Here is a 17,692-nt window from a genome sequence, read left to right on the forward strand (position 1 = left end):
AGCTATTTTTTTATAAATATTTAGTCTTAAAAATCAAATTTGTAATTTGCCCCTCCTAATACCTGGAATCCCTGAACCGGATAATTCAGCCATTTTTCGTAAGCCTGATTTCCTATATTATTTAATTTTAAGAAAAAAGTCAGACGATCACTGAATTTATATCCTGCATGTGCATTGGCATCAAAGTAACTTTTTAATGTTGTAATAACCGGACCACCTGCCAAATCAAGATTAGACTGCATATCCTTACGTTCGCCTACATAAAAAACATTGATACCAGCATACAATTTCTTTGTGATATTTACATCCAGATTAGAGCTCAATTTCATTGATGGCAAATTCCAGGCTTCTAAATTTCCATCATTTTTATAGCTATTGAAAGTACCATTAATTCCAAAAGAAACGTTTTCAGAAAAATCAGCTTTCAATTCCCCATAAAAACGAAATGTTCTAACATCTTGATAAACAACATTGAAAGAATTTCCAAAAGCATAATCTTCATTTACTGCCTCTTGTGTGTAATCATTGCTTTTAAACAATGCTTTGTTTTTTTCATTCAGGTAAGAACCTGTCAGGTTATAACTTATATTATTAGCCAATTTTCCTTTTAAACCGGCAAAAACAGTATATTGGTTATTAGTTGGAGCGATTGCCAGTGTTGGTGATAAAAATGGATTTTGGGTAACAAAATCGGCGTATGAATTTTGTTCTAAGCCTCCATTAACGCCCGTGTAAAAAATCATCAAATCGCCAACTAATTTATAGGAAGCATTTACTTTTGGATACAAAAACAATTTATTGCTGCTGTTTTCAGAATCCAAACTATAAAATAGACCGGCTCCTAATTCCAGTGTCCAGTCGTTTTCATTTACTACAAAACTTGGCTCAATTCCAAAATTAGTAAAACTGTATTTCAAAGCTTCTGTATTGTCCTTGAAATAATTATTCTCAAAAGTACCGCTTACATGATCTACAATAATATTGGTATTTATAGATCGCTCCATCACATCAACTTTAAAAGTTGGTTTTATGTAGAAACGATTTTCTGAAGAAGAAAAATTATCTGAAAAATGAGTAAACTTAGTGTCAACTTTACTAAAAACACTTTCGGTAAAATCTAAGTTTCCGCCTAAAGTAATTGTATTATAAGTATGTCCGGAATTAATTCCATTTATTAAATTAAACCTGTCCTGCGGGACCAATGCCGAACCAAATTCCATAGGCAAACCATACCAATTGTAAATTTGATTCTGATAACCTAAATCAACATTCCATGACATATCCCTGTAGTTTGCTCCGTAACCCACATTTAATGCCGTATCATAAAATTCATCATTTAGTTCTACATCCTTAATTCCTCCCTGAGAAGAATGATGGCGAAACATTCCGGATACAAAATCATTATTCCCTAAATCATGAGTTACAAATAATTCGGCATTCAGAGTACCATAATTTCCAACGCCAACAGTTGCATAATTACTGAACAAACGCTCCTGTTTTGATTTATCAACGCATTCTGCCTTACCTTTTGAAGGTGTAAAAGTCGAAGCAACGGGAACTGACAAAATACTGTATTTTATAGTTTCTTTTGGCTGATTACCTGTATCATCAAGCGAAGGATTTTCTTTTACCTTAAATGCATCTGAAATTGTAGGGGAATAGGGTTTAACAACATTCACCGTTTCTGTACCAATAGTTTCACCTTTCTTTTGTGAAAAAGACAACTGAAAAACAAACAGCAAAATCAAAATGATAGTTGTATTCTGGAAATTAATTTTCATATTTTATTTTTTAGAGAGATAAAAGAAGAAAGAGTAAAGAAGAAGATCGCTTTACAATTTTAAATTTTCTCTATATTTTTTATTTTATTCTAATATCTTGACTCTTTTCTTTATTCTATTTTCTAGAGCTAAGCCTCCCACTCACCTTTAGCGATAAACTGAGCTTTTCCACCTATTTTAATATCAAAATCATTTTCAGTTAATTTTCCTTTAAAATGAATTTGAGAAGGACGGCCTATATAATCACCCTGATAATTAATTAACTCAAATTCTGGTTTATGGTACTTTAAGAGAAAAGCCTGCAGACATGTGCTTGCGCTTCCTGTTGCCGCATCTTCGACTAACTGATTATGTTCAATACACAACATTCTGCTAAACAATTTTGAACCTTCTAAATAATAAAAATATAAGCCCCTGTGAGTTGTTTTACAATTTCTTTTCAGCCATTCATCAGTTTTATCTTTATCTAAAATCAGACTTTCTAATGCTCTTTTGCTACTCAATCCTACCATTACAAAGGCACTTCCCGTTGAAACTTCCTGAATTGGAAACTGATTTTCAAAATCACTTACTTTCAGATTACTAAAAAATGTAAGATCTTCTTTTGAAAAAATATCCCAAAATTTTGGCTGTGCCGCTTTTAACCAGATCAAATCCTCAGATTGATGGATTAAAATTGGACCAATTGGAACATTTAGCTTTATATTTTCAGGCGAATTATCAAATATTTTATGGATCAGAACCCATGATGTTCCAATTATCGGATGGCCCGCAAACTGCATTTCCTGAGAGGGTGTAAATATTTTAATTTCTGCCTTATTATTTTCCTTATCCAATTTGGTAATAAAGGTGCTTTCAGCAAAATTAATTTCTCGGGCAATTTTTTGCATTTCATTTAAACTTAAACTTCCTGCCTCTAAAAAAACCGCCAACTGATTGCCGGCATATTTTTTATCTGTAAAAACATCAACTATATAAAAAGGTAAGCTCATTTATTTATTTTTGAGAGAATAGAGAAAAGAACAAAGAGAAAAGATTGAATGTAAATCTTTCTTCTTTCATCTTCACTCTTTATTCTTATTTAGTAATTGATGAATTAGTTTTAGACTCTTCTAATTTAATAGCGCTTAATTCTGTTTTAGCTTCTTCTACTACATCCGGATAATCCGTAAAATTGTTTATTACGTTATCTAAAATATAAGTTGCCTGATAGCTGTCTTTTAATCCGTAGAAGTTCTTTGCCATTAAAACCAAACTCTTCGCTCCGTAATATTTGTAAGCAGAGTAGTTTTTGGCTAATTTTTGAACAGATACATTCGAAGCTTCAAATTTGCCTTCTTTGGTTTTAAAATAAGCATCATAATACAAGGCTTCAGCTGCTAATTCTCCTTTTGATGTTGTCGATAATTTAGCATACGCCGTTTTTGCTTTATCTTCTTCACCTGTCTGCATTGCTGCACGGGCTATAATAATCTGGGCATCACTTTTTACATTTGCATCCACTTTTGGGTTCTCCAAAACTTTATCAGCATAAATTACCGAATTGTTATAATCTTTTTTATCATAATAACATTTCATCAAATTAGACTGTGCAAAAGTTTTATTCTGAGGGAAATCGGCTTCGTTTTCTAAACGTACCAAAACCGGAATTGCTTTTTCACAATCTTTGGCTTTTAGGAAAATCTGAGCTAATCTGTTTAAAGCCTGCTCCGTAAATTCATTTCTTGGCTGTTCAATTACATATTGATAATTTGCAACTGATTTCGTTTCTGAGCCTTCTGCATAAAGCAATTGTGCCAGGTAAAAATTAGCTTCTAATGAATGTAATCCTGATTGAAATTTACTCACATAACCTGTAAAACCAGTAATTGCCAATTTGCTGTTGTTCTGACTGTATTGCTTGAAAGCGCCTTCGTAAGTATCATTATCCAAATCGGCATCGGTAACGGCCACAAAATCTAAAGTACGTACCCAACTTGCATATTCATCTACTTTTCCTGAATCTACATAAATCAGTCTGGCAGTAGAAACTGCTTCTAAAGCTTCCGGTGATCTTGGGAATTCAGCTGCTACTTTTTTGAATTTCGTCAATGCCTGATCGTCGCGATCTGAGTTATAATAAATCAAACCCTGTCTTAAAATTGATTTCGAAGTAAACGAACCATTTTTATATTCTGAAATTAACTGATCGTAAGTTTTAATTGCCTGATCATTCTTTTTATCTGCAACATAAGTATTGGCCAATTCGAACAAAACATCATCACGATATTCTGATTTTTTGTACATCTGAAGGAAGTTGTTCAGTTCTTCAGTTTTTTTATCGTTTCTTGACATAAATCCGTACGAAATCGCTTTTTGAAACTGTGCATAATCAGCATCTACACCTTTTGCATTGATCGCTTTACCATAAGCTTCCATTGCCTGCGTATATTTTGAAGTTACAAATCGGCAATCCCCTAATCGCAAGTAAGAATCATTCAAACGCACCTTATCTTCTTTTGCAGTGTCAATTTGTGCCTGAAATGAATTAGCAGCCTGGTCGTATTCTTTCAATTTAAAATAGGCATATCCAATATTATAATTGATGTTTTTATATTCTTCAGTAGTTTTGGCTGCAGCCAGACCAGCAAATTGTTTATAGCTTAACAATGCGTTTTGAAAATCATCCTTTACATATTCAGATTCTGCTTTCCAGAAGGTTGCACGAGCTGTAACTTCCGGATTTTTTTGTTCTTTTACCGCACTGTTAAACATTTTTAATGCTTCAGCATAATTAGATTCGTTATATAATTCTACTCCTCTGTAAAAAAGTACTTTTTGATAGGCTAATTTATTTTCCGGGGCCCTGTTTTTCTCTAACAAGACTAAAGCTTCCTTGTAGTTTTTAGAGGAGATATAAGAGTCTACCAATAATTTTTCAACCTCAGCCCGGCTTGAATTATTTGGATATTTTTTTAGGAAATCAAGTAAAATTCCGGGAACTGTTTGGTATTGATTCCCTATTTCATAACTCAGCTTAGCATAATTTAAGGCTGCATCTTCCTGAATCTGAACATTAAAATCCATTTCAGAAGCGTTTTTAAAAGCGTTTAAGGCCTCTTGTTTTTTTCCTGTATTTAAATACGCTAAACCTAAATGATAATACGCATTTTGAGCAACAAAGTCTTTTCCTTCAATAATCTTATTGAACTGAGAAATTGCTTTTTCATATTCTTTTTGCTCATAATAAGCGTAGCCTAATTGGTAAAAATCGGTATTGGTCCATTTTCCTTTTTTTCCGGCATATTGTTCTAAAAACGGAATCGCTTTACCATATTGTTTTAAGTTGAAATAACTTTCCCCTATAATTTTATTCAGTTCCGATTTCTCAAGGGCATTTGATTTTGGTATAGCAGTTTGGCCCAAATCGATTGCTTTTTGAAAATTTCCAAGTTTAAAATTCATATCAGCCTGGTAATATGAAAGCTTTTCCTTGTATTTTTCTTCGCCTGAAACTTCATCAAAATACTTGGTTGCTTCTTTGTAATCATCGCCTTCGTAAGCCATAAAACCTAAATAATACTTCGCTTGCGAGCCAAACTCAGGTGAGTTGACCACTTTATTAAAATAGGTTGTTGCTTCTTTTTTATTTTTTGCATTAAAATAACTGTACCCCTTTTGGAAGTTGAATTTATCCAAATCAGATTTGCTCATATAACCTTCATCTACCTTGTCGAACCATTGCAAAGCTTTAGGATAATTTCCCTGTTCGAAGAAATAATGAGCTACTTCCTTATAGGCCTGATTTTGTTTGGTGCTTGTTGGGTAATCTTCAACAAATTTTTCCATTAAGGCATCAGCATTTGGCTGATTGGTCCTAATGGCAGAATTGGCGATATAATAGGCACAATCTGATTTTACTTCTTCACTGACGTTTTCATTTTTTACAATTTCAAAAATATGTTGTGCAGATGTGTATTGCTTGTCATTGTACAAAGCCAGTGCTTTGTCAAAATCCTTTAAATCGTATGTGTAAATAGCCGATTTCTGTGCCAAAACCATGGTCGATAAAAGGAAAAATTGTAATAAAAATAACCAGGAAATTTTATGCATTTTAATTTTATTTAATATTCAAATTTATCAATTTATACGGTCTATAACGAATGTATTCCGGTATTTATTATGAAAAAAAAATTAAACACTTGTTATTTTACGGCTTATGAAACCTCAAAATATTGGTTATCACACTTCTCATAGATTAAAACTGTCTTGTTTTGTATATTTAGTTTGATTTCATAATTTCATAAAAAAGGGAAATCTAATTGTTACCGAAGACTGCATTAAGGATGGAAATGGCATCCTTTTTATTCGCTTTTTTGCGGATGAAAAGATAGAGTGGACAGCCTGACGCGCATTTTCGCGGGTAATGCCCAGATATAACAAGTGAATTTCTGCTGATTTTATAAGAAATGATTGAAATTTATTTTGAATCCAACCGTTAACTTATTACTTTTACAAATCAAATCAATTTTATTATGTCACAAACCGTACTATCTCTTAAAGATGTCACTATATATCAGGAAGGAAGAAAAATTTTATCTCAAATTAATTTACAAGTACAACACGGGGAATTCATCTATATTATTGGAAAAACAGGATCCGGAAAAAGTAGTTTCATGAAAACATTGTACGGCGATTTACCTTTGACTGAAGGCGAAGGCCATATAGTTGAATTTGATCTTGCTGCTTTAAAAGAAAACGAAATTCCGTTTTTAAGACGTAAAATCGGGATTGTATTTCAGGATTTTAAATTGCTTCCGGACCGATCTGTTAAAGACAATATGCTATTTGTCCTGAGAGCAACCGGCTGGGTAGAAAAAGATGCGATGCAGCATCAGATTGATGAAGTTTTAGACAAAGTAGGCATGAAGGATTTTATGAACAAAATGCCACATCAGCTTTCCGGAGGTGAACAGCAGCGTGTTGCCATTGCCAGAGCTTTGCTTAATGATCCTGAATTCATCTTAGCCGATGAGCCAACAGGAAATCTTGATCCTCAAACTAGTTCTGAGGTATTGGAGGTTTTGAAGAAAATTAATGCGAACGGAAAAACCGTAATTATGGCTACGCATGATTATGCCTTGTTGATGAAATTTCCGTCTAAAACATTAAAGTGTGAGGATGAAAGAATTTTTGAGGTTGTGCAGCGAAGTGTGTAATTTTTATTCTTTTTTAAATACTAAAATATCCTGAAAATCAAATAAGCCTTCACAAGTTCTTTTTGACCATCTTCCGTATATTTTATTTTCTAATTTTAAATGACTCCTTTCAATCATTTCGTCCAAATAGGTTTCCTTAAAAGCAATATTGGCAGAAGGCACTTTTTCATTCATTAATCGATAATTTTCTCTAGTATAAGGAAAATTAATCTTATTCTCTTTATTAGAAATCTTATTTTCAATTTCATTATTATATAGAAAATAAGTAGCCAGACATTTTCCGTTTGGTTTTAAAACCCTGTAAATCTCATTTAAATAATTTTGGACTTCTAAAGGCTGCATGTGTGTAAAAACCGAAAACAAAAAGATAGTATCAAAAGAATTATCTTCATATGGAAAAATAAAATTTTCAGCTTTATCTTCAGTAAAATGATACAAATCATTATTTAAAGGAATGTATTGAAAATTAAAATTGGGAAAGTCTGCAGAAATATGTTTTTCACACCATAAAATTCCTTTTTCAACTACATCAAACCCCTCATATTTTCCTTCTTTCGATAAATATTGAGTCAAAGAAACCGCAGCCCTTCCTATCCCGCACCCAATATCCAGTACTGTATGATTTTCTTTCAGCCCTGCATATTTTTTTAAAAGCTCCAGATGATGTTTTCCTTGTGCAATAAAGTCTCCTGAACCTATAAAAATATCTCCTTTATTGGGAACATATTTATGTTTACGTCCCTGAATTTTATCAAGTATATCTACTGGATAATAATATAATTTTCTAACCAGAAATCTAGATTTTGGTGAAAGGGAATAATAAATATTTCTTAAATTCATTTTATTTTTTTCAGAAATTCAGAATCAAATTTGACGCTATCTTTATGGGATGTTTTAATAAAAAACATTTTCTTTACAAATATATTTAAAAAAACGGTTTTTGATGCTTTCTATACTTATTCCTGTTTATAATTATAATATTTTTCAGCTTGTTGTTGAATTACACAAGCAGTGCATGGCTTGTGAAATAGAATTTGAGATAGTATGCCTGGACGACGCTTCTACACATTATTCAACTGAAAACCAAAAAATTAACAGCTTTTCAAATTGTCAATATTTAATTAATACTAAAAATTTAGGACGCACATCTACCAGAAACAAGTTAACCAATAACGCCACTTATGATTGGCTTTTATTTTTAGATGCTGACGTAATTCCTGTGTCCTCAAATTTTATAAAAAATTACATTACGCATATAAATTCAAAACCCAAAGTCATTATTGGAGGATATTGCTATCAAAATACCCTGCCTGAATTTGAACAAAATTTTCGGTATAAATATGGAAAAAACCGGGAAGAGAAATCTGCATTAGAAAGAAATTCAAATCCATATAAATACATTTTTTCAGGTAATTTATTGATTTTAAAAAAAAAATTTATAGAAACAAGTTTTACAGAGGAGGCAAAATATTATGGTATGGATATCTATTTTTCATATCAGCTTTATATAAAAAAAATTGAAGTTCTTCATATTGAAAATCCTATTTACCACTTAGGATTGGAAACAAACCAAATATTCTTCGAAAAAAGCCTAAAAGCAGTTGAAAGCAGGAAACAATTCCTGATTAATTGTCCCGAAATTAAAAAAATAAGCCCTTTGATAAAAAAATATAAAACAATCAAACAATATCACTTGTTGCCAACAGCAATATTGTTTTTTAAAATTTTTGAACCTTATTTAAAAAGAAGGATTTTAAGTAAAAAACCTAACTTATTCTGTTTTGACATTTACCGATTGGGATACATCTGCACATTAAAATAATTCTTATGTCATACTTTTCGATAATTATACCTCTATATAACAAAGAAAATTTTATTGAAAATACCCTAAAAAGTGTTCTCAATCAAAATTTCACAGATTTTGAAGTAATAATTGTTAATGATGGCTCAACTGATTTGAGCAGAGAAAAGGTTCTCCAATTTGACGATTTAAGAGTTCACTTTTATCAAAAAAAAAATGAAGGTGTTTCTGCGGCTAGAAATTATGGCATTGAAAAAGCGAAGTCTGATTATATTACTTTTATAGACGCCGATGACTATTGGTATCCAGAGTTTTTAGGCGAAATGTTTAAGAATATTAATTCCTATCCTAATCTAAAAGTTTTTTCGGCGGCAATCGAAATTGAAACTTCAAAAAGTGTAATCCCTGCAAATTATTCTATCAAAAAAACACGGAATTCTGATGTTGTAAACTATTTTACGGCCAGTATAAAAAGAACCGTACTTTGCTCTTCCTCTGCAGTTTTTCATAAAACCGTATTTGAACAAACTGGTCAATTTAATACAGAGTTAAAGAGCGGTGAAGATACTGATTTATGGATTAGAATTGGATTAATTTATCCAATTCACTTTTCCTGGAAAATACTCGCCCGATATGTATATGATCCATATAGTCTTTCCAAAAAGCATAAAATCACAATTGATTCTATAAATTTCTGTAAATACCAATTACTCGAAAAAACAAACCCTGATTTAAAAAAATTTCTTGATCTGAATCGTTTTTCATTAGCAATAAAGTCTAAATTAATTAATGATAAAGAAAGTTTTAAGAAACTTTACGAAGAGATTGACTTACATAAATTATCTCTAAAAAAAAGATTATTACTCAGGCTACCTTCTTTTTTGCTTAGCCCCCTGATTGTCTTTAAGACAGTTTTAGCGAATTTAGGGTTAGGGAATTCAGTTTTTAAATAACATAAATTTATCAAAATCCCTAATATAATCATCTTCATCAAAAGTTGCAGAAGCCAGGACCAGACAGACTGAACCGGAAGAAAAATTATGAAGTTCTCTCCAAACATCAACTGGAATTAAGAGTCCAACATTAGGCCTGTTTAAAGTAATCCTGGTTATATCTTTTCCGTTATTTAGTACAACATCAAAGCTGCCACTTAAAGCAATAAGAAATTCCAATTGTTCTTTATGCGCATGTCCGCCTCGTTCAGCACCACTCGGAACATCATATAAATAATAAACCCTTTTAATTTCAAAGGGAATAATATCATTTTCTATAACTGAAAGATTTCCTCTTGGGTCTTCTATTTTTGGAAGCTTTATGACTTCAAAAAAAGGTGCTTTATTCATATCTTGAATCTAATTTTTTATTTAAAATTAATTTATAATCGTATATACCTGATAAACCAACCCCAAACTTTCTTTTTATTTCAAATACAGACAAATTATATTTTCTGGTTAAAAAAAACATGTATTTAAGCAGCAACAAGTAAGCAACAATTCCATACGTCTTGTAAAAACCAGCCATTCTTGCGTAAATGACACGATCGGAACAGGCATCATCACTGGATGAAAAAGATTCATGTTTCACTATCACTGAGGGTTGAAACAATACTTTCAACCTTTTATACCTAATACTTCTTAGAAAAAAAAACGTTTCTGAATCCTGAAATGTACTCCCTAAACCGAAAAACTCATTAAAAAAACAATTATTTTTTCTTAAATCTTCAACTTTACCTGTTACCTCAATAGACAGTACTTTTCTGATTTTTCTATTATTTAATTTCTTTTTCTTCTTTAGATAATTGCTGTATGAATCTCCTTTTTGGGTGATGGTTTGAAAACATATCACAGTTGCATTTTGATTTTCATTGTATGCTTTTATTATTATTTTTTGAAAATTTTCAATAAAAACTACATCATCATCTGCAATCAATATAATTTTACCAATAGCACTTTGTATACCTGAATTCCTGCTTCTTGAAAGCCCTTTTTCAAACGAATTAATAACCCGAACAGATGGGTAATCAGATGCTAAAATTTTATTTTCCTGTGTTTGGTTAATTACCAAAATAGAAAAATCAGAAAAATGACTGAAGGGAAACATTGGAATGAGAAAATCCAACCTCTTCTGGTTCATGGTAGCAATTACAATTTCTAAATCATGTTCTGCAAATGAATTATTCACGTTTTTAATTTTTAATCCCCATAAGATTTAACCACTTGTCGCCAATATTTTCTAATGAAAATTGAGCAACACTGCTTTTGGTATTTTGTTTACAAATATTATACAATTCTTTATCTGAAACCATTTTATTCATTGCTTCTGTTAGTTTTTCAAAATTTTGATTTTCCACCAAAAGCCCATTTTTTTCATGGGAGATAATCTCACTTGGTCCCGAAAAACAATCAAAAGCAACAACAGGGGTGCCACAAGTTAGCGTTTCAATAAGTACCATAGGAAATCCTTCAAATTTACTTGACAAAATTATAAATTTAGCGTTTTTCATGAATTTATATGGGTTATCTACAAATCCTTTAAAAACAACATTATTCGCTGCATCTAATTTTTTAACTTGTAATTCCAATTCTTTTTTCATAACACCATCGCCAAGGATTACTAGTCGAATACCGTTCTCTGGTAATGTTGACTTAATGTAACTTTCAATTAATTTATCAAATTGTTTCACATTAATATTTCCCATACTTCCGATAGCAATAATATAATCATATTGCATTTCGAATGGTTCATTAGAACGAGCATCAATATAATCTATATCAACCGGATTATAAATTGTTTGAATTTGACTTGCACTATACCCATAATCTGAAATAATTTTTGAATTTATTTTTGCTGCAACAGTTACAATTTTATGCGCTTTTTTATAAATTCTTTTTGCCAAAAACTTATTACTGGGAAAATAGTACGAAATCATATAACTATGTATTGTAACGATAAGCTTTGACTTAAAAAGTAAAAGTGCAAACAAAAATTCCTGATATTCAAAACGTTTCATTCGAAAATCAATTATGTAATCAAACCTATTAGATTGTATGTATTTATAAAAGATAAAAAGTCTTCTGAACTTATTAAAATAATTTGTATTATTGGCCCTGATTTTTCCAAGATTTAAAATCTCTCCTGAATATTCATATTCTATTTTATCATTGTTAACCATGATTTTAACAACAATGTTTTTACTAGCAAGGTATTTAGATAAAAATGCCGCAGAACGCTCTGCACCTCCCATGGAAAGTTGATCTGCAAGTAAAAATATTTTATGCGTTTTATGTAAACTATTCATTAATTGTAAATTATTAACAAAAAAACATTTAACATACAGTATGTTTGTTGAAAAAAGACATTTTATGAAACTTCCTTACAAAGTTATTTTTGTTTTTTTCTATCCTGCAATATTAGCATTTATTTTTCCTTATATCTATAATGGTATTTATTATATTGTTGATATTATTGAAAACTTTGTTTTTGCTTTTGCTGTTTTATTAACATGCGTTTTACTTTTTCCCACAAAAAAGATTATAATACTTGTTCTATTATTTTTATTATACTTTTTCGGACTAATTGAGACTGTTTATTTAGTCTTGTTTAGAACTTATTTTTCGAGTTCTAGTCTTTTTATATTTTTTGAATCTAATCCATCAGAAATTAAAGCATTTGCAAATCAATATAGCAATTTAGGCACTTGTTTTATTTTTTTCAGCCTCCTGTTTGTTTATCTTATTTTTGCTTTTTTTTATTTAAAAAATAAAATTGTCTTTCTAAATCCTGAATTAAAAAAATACACCAAAATTATTATAGCCTTCACTGTTTTTTTTTCTTTCGCAATTCTATTATTCTCACCGCTTAAAATTAGTTTTCTTCCCAAAATAATTTATAGAAGTATCCAAAATTATAATGCAGAAATAAATGCTTATAATAAACTAAAATTTAAAAAAAAGAGTTCCTGTTTTTATGGAGCTGAGGCAAACAAAGATACTATTTCTGAAACCTATGTATTAGTTATTGGAGAGTCAACAACAAGAACTCACATGGGGATTTATAATTACCAGAGATCCACAACGCCATTATTAAACTCTATTTCTAATGAATTATTAGTCTATCAGGATGTCGTAACTCCAAATACCCATACTTTAACTTCATTAGAAAAAGTGTTGACTTTAGGCAACACTCAAAATATAGATTTGAAATACAAGGGAAATATTCTACAATTATTTAATCAGGCTGGCTTTTCAACTTTTTGGCTTTCCAATCAAAAGCCAAGTGGTATTTGGGACAATTTTATTACAGCGATTGCAAACAGTGCTCAAAAAAAGATTTTTTTTAATATATCAGATGATGAGTCTAATTTTGATGACGTTTTATTTAATTCATATAAAGCTATTTTAAAATCAAAAGAAAAGAAAAAACTAATAATTTTACACTTAATGGGTACACATCTTTTATATAAAAACAGATACCCAGCCCTTTTTGCTAAATTTAACACTAGGCCTAAATCAAGGTTTTTATCTGAAACAGCAATTCTAGAAACAAACCATTATGACAACGCTGTTTTATATCAGGATTATATTTGGTACAACATCATTAAATTAGCCCGAAAAAACAATGGAAAAACAGCCGTATTACTGTTTTCTGACCACGGTGAGGAAGTATATGACTGTATTAATTTCTCTGGACATACAGAATCAAAAGGAACAAAATCTATGTACGATATACCATTTATATTATGGAGATCTGATTTAAAAATTAAGGAAAAGAATAATCTCATTTTTGACATTAATCGAAAATACTCGACCGAAGATCTGCTTTATTCGATGGCAGACCTAGCTTCCATAAAATTTGGAAAGTTTGAATCTGACAGAAGCATTTTTAATAAACAATATGAATCAAAAAAACGAATCATATTTAACGGCAAAACCTATGATGAATTTTTTAAAAAATAATAAACGAAGCTGTATTATTCTTTTTACTTTGTTAATAATATTTTCCATATTCTATATGAACAGTACTATTTCTTTTTTATTTAATAAGAAAGTATTGGTACATCGAGTAAATAGCATTGAAAAGTTAAATGCTGTAAAAAACAACTTCCATGGTGTTGAATTAGATTTAATTTATGATAAAAAAGAAAATTTATTTGATATCAATCACCCGCCTGCGCAAAGTATTAATCTCAATTTAAATGATTATTTAGCTCATTCAAAATCGCTTAAAAACTTAATATATTGGTTAGATTTTAAAAATATAGACAGCTCAAACACAAATAAATCGCTTTATGAATTAAATAGAATAATTGCAAAATTAAACATACCCCGAAATCATATTATTATAGAATCTTCTTTTCCTGAGCTAATCACTAATTTTAAAAAAGCAGGATACAAGACCTCTTATTATTTGCCTCCATTTTTATATTCTAAAAGTAAAGACAGCTTAAACTATTACATAGATCAAATAGAGCTCAAAACAAAAAACTATCCAACAGATTACATTTCGTTTGATTACCTGAATTTTCCAATAATTTCAAATAAATTTCCTCATTTAAAAAAGATATCCTGGTACTCTGATCAAAAAGGGATTATAAATAAAATATATTCTAAATTTTTAGTGTATGAGGTTTTACTGGATAAAAATGTTGACTTTTTCCTATTACCCAACGTTGTTAAAAACACGGAACGTTAATTAAAAGTATATTTTACTAATTTAGCTAAAAAAAATAATGCCAAATTCTAGTACTGCCGTAACTGTAATATGTTCGTGTTACAATCATGCGGAATATGTTTGTAAGAGTATACAATCTGTACTGAATCAATCTCATGACAACATTCAATTAATTGTTATCGATGATTATAGTTCAGATAATTCTGTTAAAGTTATAGACAATTTTATCCTAAATTTCCCAGAAATTCAATTTATTAAAAACAAAAAAAATATTGGTTTAACACAATCTGTTACCAATGCATTGCAATATGTTACGGGTGATTTTTTTATAGACCTCGCTGCTGATGATATTTTATTGCCTAATTGTATAGAAATGCAACTAAATGCTTTTAAAAAAAGTAAATTTACTAATCTCGCTATGGTATATGGCAATGCTGAAAATATAACCACAGATGGAGACCACTCCTCCTATTATTTTGAAGTAGATGAAAACTTAAAATCCAAGACGCTGAGACCTTCCGGGGATATTTATTCAAAAGTAATAAGCAGCGAAACCGTTTTATGTTCTGTTGCATCTATGTATAAAAAATCTATTTTTGACGCACTCAATGGTTATGACACCACATTATCGTATGAAGATTTCGATTACTGGATTCGGGCTTCAAGAGAATATGACATAGAATATATTGATGCGATTCTGGTTCAAAAAAGAATAACCCCAAATTCTTTGCATGCCTCTTTTTATATGAAAAAAAATAAAAACAGCAATTCTACTTATATTATTTTACAAAAAGCATTTAAGCTCAACAAAAACAAAAGCGAACATCAAATTTTAATTTCAAGGGTAAATATCGAAATACGCAACTCCTTTCGTACTAGAAATTTTCTTGTCATGCTTAAAAATTGTTATCTGAGATTAAGACTCGGATTAAAGACACTTTAAAATTAAGCTGCTAACCTTGATTTCAATAAATCATCATCTTTGCGTATGAAAATTTGATCCTTCTAAACCATCAACATTTGCTCCAAAGCATATTTCTCTCCTTCCCAATTTCTTGAAATATTTTCTTTTAGCAATTTTGCTGGAATGCCTCCAATTAGAATATTAGTCCCAATTTCAGAATAATCAGAATTACATAAACTATTAGAAGCTATTGTACAATAATCAGGTGTTTTTGTTTTTGACATTATAGAAACCCGATTGCCAAAATAATTATATCTTCCCAGACAAATTGGTGCTGTCATTGAAAAGTTTTCTCCTGTGAGTGTATCTATCATTTGATGGAAATTTGTATCCATTATTTGGGATTCGGAACCTATACGACAATATTCGCCTAAGACCACTTTTTCTACGCAAATCAATTTCCCATTGGACCCTAAAGATGACATATGCCCAAATTCACAACTACCATTCTTTCCTATATAAACAAAATAATCTTTCCCAAACTGGAAATGTCCGTTAAAAATCATTTTCCCATGAATAATAACTTCAGCTATTCCTTTATGCAAGCTGTTCATTTCATAAGGCTGACCAAAACCAATCATTCCTCTTTTCACATTTCCATGAATTAAAATTTCTCCTTTAATGGAAGTGAATTTTACTTTTCCATAGAAAAAAACCGGAAACTTTTTAGCAACTGAAAAAGGAAATTTTTTTAAATTAAAATAAATAGTTTTGGTCCAATTAACAGAATTATAAAACTTAATTTTATGATAAGCCCTCCTTAGTTTTCTATATTTATCCCTTGCAAAATCAATCATTTTTTCTTCTTACTTATTGAATTATATAAAAATTTAAAACCTATTTTTTTATCAACATGATACAATACAAAAGCTAAAGACAGTATTATCATAACACCCATGAAACTGTATTTCAAAGTTAGATCTGAAATGTATGTCATAAAAAAAGTGGTAAAACACATCAATATACAAATCATATAAACCTGATAAAATTTAATATCAAAATAAAAATCATATATTTTCTTAGTAATTATTTTTAAGACTATCAAATGTATCATATAGTAAATCAAAAAACTAAAACCCAGCCCTTCTAAACCATAAAAATAATATCCCAGAATATTTAAAATAATTGACAAAAAATTAAATCCAAAAGCCGTTTTTATAAATATCCTGGAATCACCCTTAGCTATAAGCACGTATCCCATTGACCAGGAAACAGCACGAAACAACATTGCCAGCATACCAAAACATACCATCGGAATAATCGAAATAAATTTTGAATTATATAAAATTTTAATGATAAGTGGAACAAATGCCAAAAACAGAATTACTATTGGGGTAATTATAAAAATAGACATATATGCTTGTTCAGTCACACTTTCTCTAATTTTATTATTATCATTGCAGACAGAGGATAACTTCGGAAAATAGTCAGTACTCATTACAGTAAACACTATTCCGACATAAGAGTTCAGCAGAGTAAAACCCGCATTGTAAAAGCCCACTTCAGTTAATCCTCCATTTTTCGCAACATAAATCTGAATGATATAAGAAGATAACAACGTCAGCAATCCGCTTAAAGTCAGCATTACACCAAGTTTAATTATACTTTTTCCCGTGCTACTAAATTGAGAATTGGACACAACACTTTTTTGAATTTTAATATTTTTTGAGTAATAAAAAGACACTAATACAGAAGAAACAGAAGCAACTACAAGCGAAGGAACGATGGCGTCTATTCTATAAAAGTAATACAACGGAATAGAAAACATCAACCCTATTAAATTTCCGTAAAAATTAGCTTTAGCCAGTATTTTTAGCTTTCGTAATCCTTGAAAAATGACCATTTGACCTACAGACAATTGCCTAAATAACAAGGTTACGGATAAATAAATAAACAGGTAATTATAATTCGTATTCCCAAAAGTAAGTCTACTTAACCAACTTGAAAACAGTATAACTATTAACATTCCAAAAACGCCAGTTATAAATGCTATTTTTTTTACTATTGCAATTATTGTTGAAACAGTATTTAAATCATTTTGCTTATATTTTTCAGAAATATGTTTTACAGCACTTGTTTCAATGCCTAAACTCGTAATTCCATTAACCATATTAAGAGCCGAATTCAGCAACGAAATAATTCCCATTCCTGCAGGCCCAATATATAATGCTATCAATTTTGTTCTGACTATTGAAATAAGAATATTAAAAAACTGTACTCCTCCAAAAATAGATGTAGCTCTTATAATTTGAAGATATGAAGATTTGTTTTCTGCCAC

Annotated in this window: 15 protein-coding genes; 6 read left to right on the forward strand and 9 right to left on the reverse strand. The window is 30.2% G+C overall.

The window, feature by feature from the left end:
* Nucleotides 1–26: 26 nt before the first annotated feature.
* From ABI657_RS08365 to ABI657_RS08375, 3 genes are all read right to left on the reverse strand, one after another.
* Nucleotides 27–1,781 carry a TonB-dependent receptor gene (locus tag ABI657_RS08365; RefSeq protein ID WP_348096794.1) on the reverse strand — a complete coding sequence of 585 codons (1,755 nt, stop codon included), beginning with the start codon at nucleotides 1,779–1,781 and terminating at the stop codon, nucleotides 27–29.
* Nucleotides 1,782–1,909: 128 nt separating this feature from the next.
* Nucleotides 1,910–2,773 carry a PhzF family phenazine biosynthesis protein gene (locus tag ABI657_RS08370; protein ID WP_348096795.1) on the reverse strand — a complete coding sequence of 288 codons (864 nt, stop codon included), beginning with the start codon at nucleotides 2,771–2,773 and terminating at the stop codon, nucleotides 1,910–1,912.
* A gap of 85 nt (nucleotides 2,774–2,858) precedes the next feature.
* Complete coding sequence (locus ABI657_RS08375; RefSeq protein WP_348096796.1) at nucleotides 2,859–5,873, reverse strand: tetratricopeptide repeat protein; 3,015 nt, start codon at nucleotides 5,871–5,873, stop codon at nucleotides 2,859–2,861.
* Nucleotides 5,874–6,295: 422 nt separating this feature from the next.
* On the opposite strand from ABI657_RS08375, the gene ABI657_RS08380 reads away from it, so the two are divergent.
* Nucleotides 6,296–6,979: an ATP-binding cassette domain-containing protein gene (locus ABI657_RS08380; protein WP_348096797.1), complete on the forward strand. Its 684-nt coding sequence runs from the start codon at nucleotides 6,296–6,298 to the stop codon at nucleotides 6,977–6,979.
* A 3-nt stretch (nucleotides 6,980–6,982) separates the two neighbouring features.
* On the opposite strand, the gene ABI657_RS08385 is transcribed toward ABI657_RS08380, so the two are convergent.
* Nucleotides 6,983–7,819, reverse strand: a complete 837-nt coding sequence (locus tag ABI657_RS08385; RefSeq protein ID WP_348096798.1) for a class I SAM-dependent methyltransferase — start codon at nucleotides 7,817–7,819, stop codon at nucleotides 6,983–6,985.
* Nucleotides 7,820–7,922: 103 nt separating this feature from the next.
* Between ABI657_RS08385 and ABI657_RS08390 the strand changes: the two genes are divergently transcribed.
* Together ABI657_RS08390 and ABI657_RS08395 are read left to right on the forward strand one after the other, a co-directional pair.
* Nucleotides 7,923–8,801 (forward strand): glycosyltransferase, encoded by an 879-nt coding sequence (locus tag ABI657_RS08390; RefSeq protein WP_348096799.1) that lies wholly within the window; start codon nucleotides 7,923–7,925, stop codon nucleotides 8,799–8,801.
* 5 nt (nucleotides 8,802–8,806) lie between these two features.
* Complete coding sequence (locus tag ABI657_RS08395; protein ID WP_348096800.1) at nucleotides 8,807–9,733, forward strand: glycosyltransferase family 2 protein; 927 nt, start codon at nucleotides 8,807–8,809, stop codon at nucleotides 9,731–9,733.
* On the opposite strand, the gene ABI657_RS08400 is transcribed toward ABI657_RS08395, so the two are convergent.
* Genes ABI657_RS08400 through ABI657_RS08410 form a run of 3 tightly spaced genes read right to left on the reverse strand, consistent with a single transcriptional unit; the run spans nucleotide 9,719 to nucleotide 12,078 of the window.
* Nucleotides 9,719–10,123: an FdtA/QdtA family cupin domain-containing protein gene (locus tag ABI657_RS08400; RefSeq protein WP_348096801.1), complete on the reverse strand. Its 405-nt coding sequence runs from the start codon at nucleotides 10,121–10,123 to the stop codon at nucleotides 9,719–9,721. The genes ABI657_RS08395 and ABI657_RS08400 overlap by 15 nt on opposite strands.
* The gene (locus ABI657_RS08405) at nucleotides 10,116–10,961 is read right to left on the reverse strand and encodes a glycosyltransferase family A protein (protein WP_348096802.1); all 846 of its coding nucleotides are present in this window, start codon (nucleotides 10,959–10,961) and stop codon (nucleotides 10,116–10,118) included. The genes ABI657_RS08400 and ABI657_RS08405 overlap by 8 nt, the downstream gene beginning before the upstream one ends.
* 4 nt (nucleotides 10,962–10,965) lie before the next feature.
* Nucleotides 10,966–12,078, reverse strand: a complete 1,113-nt coding sequence (locus tag ABI657_RS08410) for a glycosyltransferase (protein WP_348096803.1) — start codon at nucleotides 12,076–12,078, stop codon at nucleotides 10,966–10,968.
* Between the two features lie 64 nt (nucleotides 12,079–12,142).
* On the opposite strand from ABI657_RS08410, the gene ABI657_RS08415 reads away from it, so the two are divergent.
* The 3 genes from ABI657_RS08415 to ABI657_RS08425 are packed head-to-tail and all read left to right on the forward strand — an operon-like array spanning nucleotide 12,143 to nucleotide 15,393.
* On the forward strand, nucleotides 12,143–13,735 hold the full coding sequence (locus ABI657_RS08415; protein WP_348096804.1) for a phosphoethanolamine transferase: 1,593 nt from the start codon (nucleotides 12,143–12,145) through the stop codon (nucleotides 13,733–13,735).
* Nucleotides 13,736–13,790: 55 nt separating this feature from the next.
* The gene (locus ABI657_RS08420) at nucleotides 13,791–14,471 is read left to right on the forward strand and encodes a hypothetical protein (RefSeq protein WP_348096805.1); all 681 of its coding nucleotides are present in this window, start codon (nucleotides 13,791–13,793) and stop codon (nucleotides 14,469–14,471) included.
* Between the two features lie 37 nt (nucleotides 14,472–14,508).
* Complete coding sequence (locus ABI657_RS08425; protein ID WP_348096806.1) at nucleotides 14,509–15,393, forward strand: glycosyltransferase family 2 protein; 885 nt, start codon at nucleotides 14,509–14,511, stop codon at nucleotides 15,391–15,393.
* Nucleotides 15,394–15,455: 62 nt separating this feature from the next.
* Here ABI657_RS08425 and ABI657_RS08430 read toward each other — a convergent pair whose 3' ends face one another.
* Together ABI657_RS08430 and ABI657_RS08435 are read right to left on the reverse strand one after the other, a co-directional pair.
* On the reverse strand, nucleotides 15,456–16,211 hold the full coding sequence (locus ABI657_RS08430) for a transferase (RefSeq protein ID WP_348096807.1): 756 nt from the start codon (nucleotides 16,209–16,211) through the stop codon (nucleotides 15,456–15,458).
* Complete coding sequence (locus tag ABI657_RS08435; protein WP_348096808.1) at nucleotides 16,208–17,692, reverse strand: oligosaccharide flippase family protein; 1,485 nt, start codon at nucleotides 17,690–17,692, stop codon at nucleotides 16,208–16,210. The genes ABI657_RS08430 and ABI657_RS08435 overlap by 4 nt, the downstream gene beginning before the upstream one ends.

The sequence above is a fragment of the Flavobacterium sp. genome (assembly GCF_039930565.1).
Taxonomy (GTDB): domain Bacteria; phylum Bacteroidota; class Bacteroidia; order Flavobacteriales; family Flavobacteriaceae; genus Flavobacterium.

What these genes read in the sequence shown, in the direction of transcription:
- ABI657_RS08370 (WP_348096795.1), bottom strand. Translation starts at nt 2,773, where the DNA reads ATGAGCTTACCTTTTTATATAGTTGATGTTTTTACAGATAAAAAATAT.
- ABI657_RS08395 (WP_348096800.1), top strand. Translation starts at nt 8,807, where the DNA reads ATGTCATACTTTTCGATAATTATACCTCTATATAACAAAGAAAATTTT.
- ABI657_RS08385 (WP_348096798.1), bottom strand. Translation starts at nt 7,819, where the DNA reads ATGAATTTAAGAAATATTTATTATTCCCTTTCACCAAAATCTAGATTT.
- ABI657_RS08375 (WP_348096796.1), bottom strand. Translation starts at nt 5,873, where the DNA reads ATGCATAAAATTTCCTGGTTATTTTTATTACAATTTTTCCTTTTATCG.
- ABI657_RS08430 (WP_348096807.1), bottom strand. Translation starts at nt 16,211, where the DNA reads ATGATTGATTTTGCAAGGGATAAATATAGAAAACTAAGGAGGGCTTAT.
- ABI657_RS08425 (WP_348096806.1), top strand. Translation starts at nt 14,509, where the DNA reads ATGCCAAATTCTAGTACTGCCGTAACTGTAATATGTTCGTGTTACAAT.
- ABI657_RS08390 (WP_348096799.1), top strand. Translation starts at nt 7,923, where the DNA reads ATGCTTTCTATACTTATTCCTGTTTATAATTATAATATTTTTCAGCTT.
- ABI657_RS08400 (WP_348096801.1), bottom strand. Translation starts at nt 10,123, where the DNA reads ATGAATAAAGCACCTTTTTTTGAAGTCATAAAGCTTCCAAAAATAGAA.
- ABI657_RS08410 (WP_348096803.1), bottom strand. Translation starts at nt 12,078, where the DNA reads ATGAATAGTTTACATAAAACGCATAAAATATTTTTACTTGCAGATCAA.
- ABI657_RS08420 (WP_348096805.1), top strand. Translation starts at nt 13,791, where the DNA reads ATGAACAGTACTATTTCTTTTTTATTTAATAAGAAAGTATTGGTACAT.
- ABI657_RS08380 (WP_348096797.1), top strand. Translation starts at nt 6,296, where the DNA reads ATGTCACAAACCGTACTATCTCTTAAAGATGTCACTATATATCAGGAA.
- ABI657_RS08365 (WP_348096794.1), bottom strand. Translation starts at nt 1,781, where the DNA reads ATGAAAATTAATTTCCAGAATACAACTATCATTTTGATTTTGCTGTTT.
- ABI657_RS08415 (WP_348096804.1), top strand. Translation starts at nt 12,143, where the DNA reads ATGAAACTTCCTTACAAAGTTATTTTTGTTTTTTTCTATCCTGCAATA.